The organism is Streptomyces specialis (assembly GCF_001493375.1).
Classification (GTDB): Bacteria; Actinomycetota; Actinomycetes; order Streptomycetales; family Streptomycetaceae; genus Streptomyces; species Streptomyces specialis.
Genome location: NZ_LN929817.1, coordinates 1 through 3,495, shown reverse-complemented (window position 1 = coordinate 3,495; position 3,495 = coordinate 1). Strand labels below are relative to the sequence as shown.

Annotated in this window: 2 protein-coding genes; both read left to right on the top strand. The window is 72.6% G+C overall.

Features of this window, described 5'->3' with window-relative positions:
- Positions 1–107: 107 nt before the first annotated feature.
- The gene (locus tag BN2279_RS07590) at positions 108–1,466 is read left to right on the top strand and encodes an NAD(P)/FAD-dependent oxidoreductase (RefSeq protein ID WP_059007748.1); all 1,359 of its coding nucleotides are present in this window, start codon (positions 108–110) and stop codon (positions 1,464–1,466) included.
- Between the two features lie 119 nt (positions 1,467–1,585).
- On the top strand, positions 1,586–3,313 hold the full coding sequence (locus BN2279_RS07585; RefSeq protein ID WP_059007746.1) for an ATP-binding SpoIIE family protein phosphatase: 1,728 nt from the start codon (positions 1,586–1,588) through the stop codon (positions 3,311–3,313).
- The last annotated feature ends 182 nt before the right edge of the window (positions 3,314–3,495 follow it).

Here is a 3,495-nt window from a genome sequence, read left to right as displayed (position 1 = left end):
TGAGTATTACTCGAGGCAGCGCGAACAGAGGTCTCCACTCTCCTCTTCGTCGGCAGCGTCAGGTGTGAATAAGAGACAGCGCCCGCCCCCGGGTGCCTCATGGACGGGTGACGAAGCAACCCGCCCACATCGTCGTGGCCGGCGGCGGCTATGTCGGGCTCTACACCGCACTCCGCCTCCAGCGCGGACTCAGGCGCGAGCTCAAGCGCGGCGACGTCCGGATCACCGTCATCAGCCCCGAGCCGTACATGACCTACCAGCCCTTCCTCCCCGAGGCCGCCGCCGGGTCCATCTCCCCCCGGCACGTCGTCGTCCCGCTCCGGCGCGTGCTCTCCCGCTGCCGCTTCCTCCCCGGCGAGATCACCGCCGTCGACCCGGCCCGGCGGACCGTCTCCGTACGGACGGTGGCCACCGAGGAGACCGACGGCGAACCCCTCCGGGTCGAGTACGACGAACTGGTGCTGGCCCCCGGTTCCATCTCGCGAACGCTTCCCGTGCCGGGCCTCGCCGAGCACGGCATCGGCTTCAAGACCGTCGAAGAGGCCATCGGCCTGCGCAACCACGTCCTCGAACAGCTCGACATCGCCTCGTCGACCCGCGACTCCGCCGTCCGCGACGCCGCCCTCACCTTCGTCTTCGTCGGCGGCGGCTACGCGGGCGTCGAGGCCCTCGCCGAACTGGAGGACATGGGACGTTACGCGTGCCGTTACTACCACAACATCCGTCCGGAGGAGCAGAAGTGGATCCTGGTCGAGGCAACCAACCGGATCCTGCCCGAAGTGGGTGAGCGCATGGGTGCGTACGCGTTGCGCGAGCTGCGCGCGCGCAACATCGACGTGCGCCTGGGCACCCGGCTCGAATCCTGCGCGGACCGCACCGCCGTCCTCAGCGACGGCTCCCGCCACCCCGCCCGCACCCTCGTCTGGACGGCCGGCGTCAAGCCCCACCCCGTCCTCGCCTCCTGCGGCGTCCCCCTCGACGACCGGGGCCGGGTCCGCTGCACCGCCGCCCTCCGCGTCCAGGACGCCGACCACATATGGTCCGCCGGCGACGCCGCGGCCGTCCCCGACCTGACAGCCCCCACACCCGGGGCCCTCTGCGCCCCCAACGCCCAGCACGCCGTCCGCCAGGCCCGCCGCCTCGCCGACAACATCGTCGCCACGCTCCGCGGCAAGCCCCTCACCGACTACCGGCACCGCAACGCCGGATCCGTCGCGTCCCTCGGCCTCCACAAGGGCGTCGCCCGCGTCTACGGACGCCGTCTGAAGGGGTACCCCGCGTGGCTGGTCCACCGCGTCTACCACCTCAGCCGGGTCCCCACCGTGAACCGCAAGGCGCGGGTCCTGGCCGAATGGACCCTTGCGGGATTGTTCAAACGTGAGATCGTCTCTCTCGGCTCCCTGGAACACCCCCGGGCCGAGTTCGAGCTGGCCGCCGGGACCGGGCGCCACCCGGAGGGCCCCTGACGCGACCGGACGTGTGACCATGGGCAGACTGCCGTCCGTCACATAGTTGAAAAGACAAAGACCACGACGACGCCGAACGCACCACGACGCGGACGCGACACGAATCGGATCGGAACGCTGTGAATTTGACGCGCTGGGTTATCCGGCTGCCCGGGACACAGCGGCGCAACGCCGCCACCGCCGAGCCAGGCGCTTCCCAGCCCGGCCGCGGCCCAGGAGACGAGCCCGGCGGCGTGCCGGCGGCCCGCAGTGAGCACCGCGACCCCGCATCCCACGGACCGAAGAACGGACCGAAGAGCGGCCCGGGCGGCGCACAGACCGGCGGACCGGGCATCGACGCCCTCGCCCTCCACGACCTGCTCGGCCAGGTCCCCACCCCCGTCGCCGTCGTCCGCGGCCCCGACCACCGCGTCGCCTACGTCAACGGCGCCTACGCCGCCCTCTTCGGCACCCGCGTCCCCGGCCGCCCCGCCCGCGACTGCCTGACCGAGCTGGTCGACATCGGCCTGCTGCCGCTCCTCGACCAGGTCCAGCGCAGCGGCACCCCGCGCACCCTGAAGACCCGCAGCGTCCCCGGCGACACGCGCGACACCTACTTCACCTTCACCTGCACCCCGGTCCGCGTCGCCGCCACCGCCGACGACCCTGCCCAGCGCGGCGTCCTCGTCCTCGCCACCGACGTCACCGACCAGGTCGTCGCGGCCGAACGGCTCCGCGAGAGCGAGAGCCAGCAGCGCGCCGCCGCCGTCACCCTCCAGCGCAGCCTCCTGCCGCAGCGCCTCGAACAGCCCGACGACCTCCGCGTCGCCGCGACCTACCAGCCCGGCGGGATCGACGCCGCGGTCGGCGGCGACTGGTACGACGTGATCACCCTCGGCGCCGGACGCACCGCCGTCGTCATCGGCGACGTCATGGGACGCGGGGTCCGCGCCGCGGCCGTCATGGGCCAGCTCCGCACCGCCGTCCGCGCCTACGCGCGTCTCGACCTCCCGCCGCACGAGGTGCTCCAGCTCCTCGACGGCCTCGCCGCCGAGATCGACGCCAGCCAGATCGCCACCTGTGTGTACGCGGTCTACGACCCGAACGAGGGCACGCTCACCTACGCCTCGGCCGGCCACCTGCCGCTCTTCATCCGCGAACCGGACGCGACCGTCCGCCGTGTGTCCGACCCCACAGGACCGCCCCTGGGCACCGGCGGCTGGCTCCACACCTCGGGCGCGGTCCCCTTCGGACCCGGGTCCAGCGTCGTCCTCTACACGGACGGCCTGGTCGAGCGCCGGGACGCCGACATCGACGAGGGCATCGACAAGCTGGAACGGGCCCTGGCCGGCGCGGGCGACAGCCCGCAGATCGTCTGCGACCGCCTGCTGCGCGCCCTCGCCATCAGCGAGGACCACGACGACGACGTGGCGATCCTGGTCCTGGCCTGCCCCGAACGCCACGGCGAGGAGGCCGACCTCTTCCGCGGCGCGGCACTCGACCTCCTCGGCGGCATCGAAGCCGCCCCCCGCGCCCGGGCGTTCGCCGACGGAGTGCTGGCGAGCTGGCGGTTCCCCGAGGAGTTGCGGGAGCTGGGCGTGCTGGCGGCGAGCGAGTTGGTCGCCAACTCCCTGAAGCACGGCCGCGCCCCCATGGGCCTGCGCCTGCGCCGGACCGATCGCCGGCTGATCGTCGAAGTGACGGACGGGGACGAGCACTTGCCCCGCCGCCAGCAGGCGGAACCGGCCGACGAGACGGGCCGCGGCATCGCCGTCGTGGCCACGATCGCGGCCGAGTGGGGCGCCCGCCGCCTGCCCGAAGGCGGCAAGGCGGTGTGGGCGGAGTTCGCCCTCCCCGGCTCAAGTTGACGACGCCCGGACCGGCGCGTAACGTTGCCCGAGCGCTCAGGCAGTATGGAGCGCGTCCGCCACCGAGTGTGGCACCCACTATGAACGAAGCTTCTGCCCGTGAGGGTCTATTTCCGCTTGCCGGGAATGGGGTTCGCGGGGCCGGATTTGGAATTCGGCGGGGATTGCCTCTAAAGTAGTGG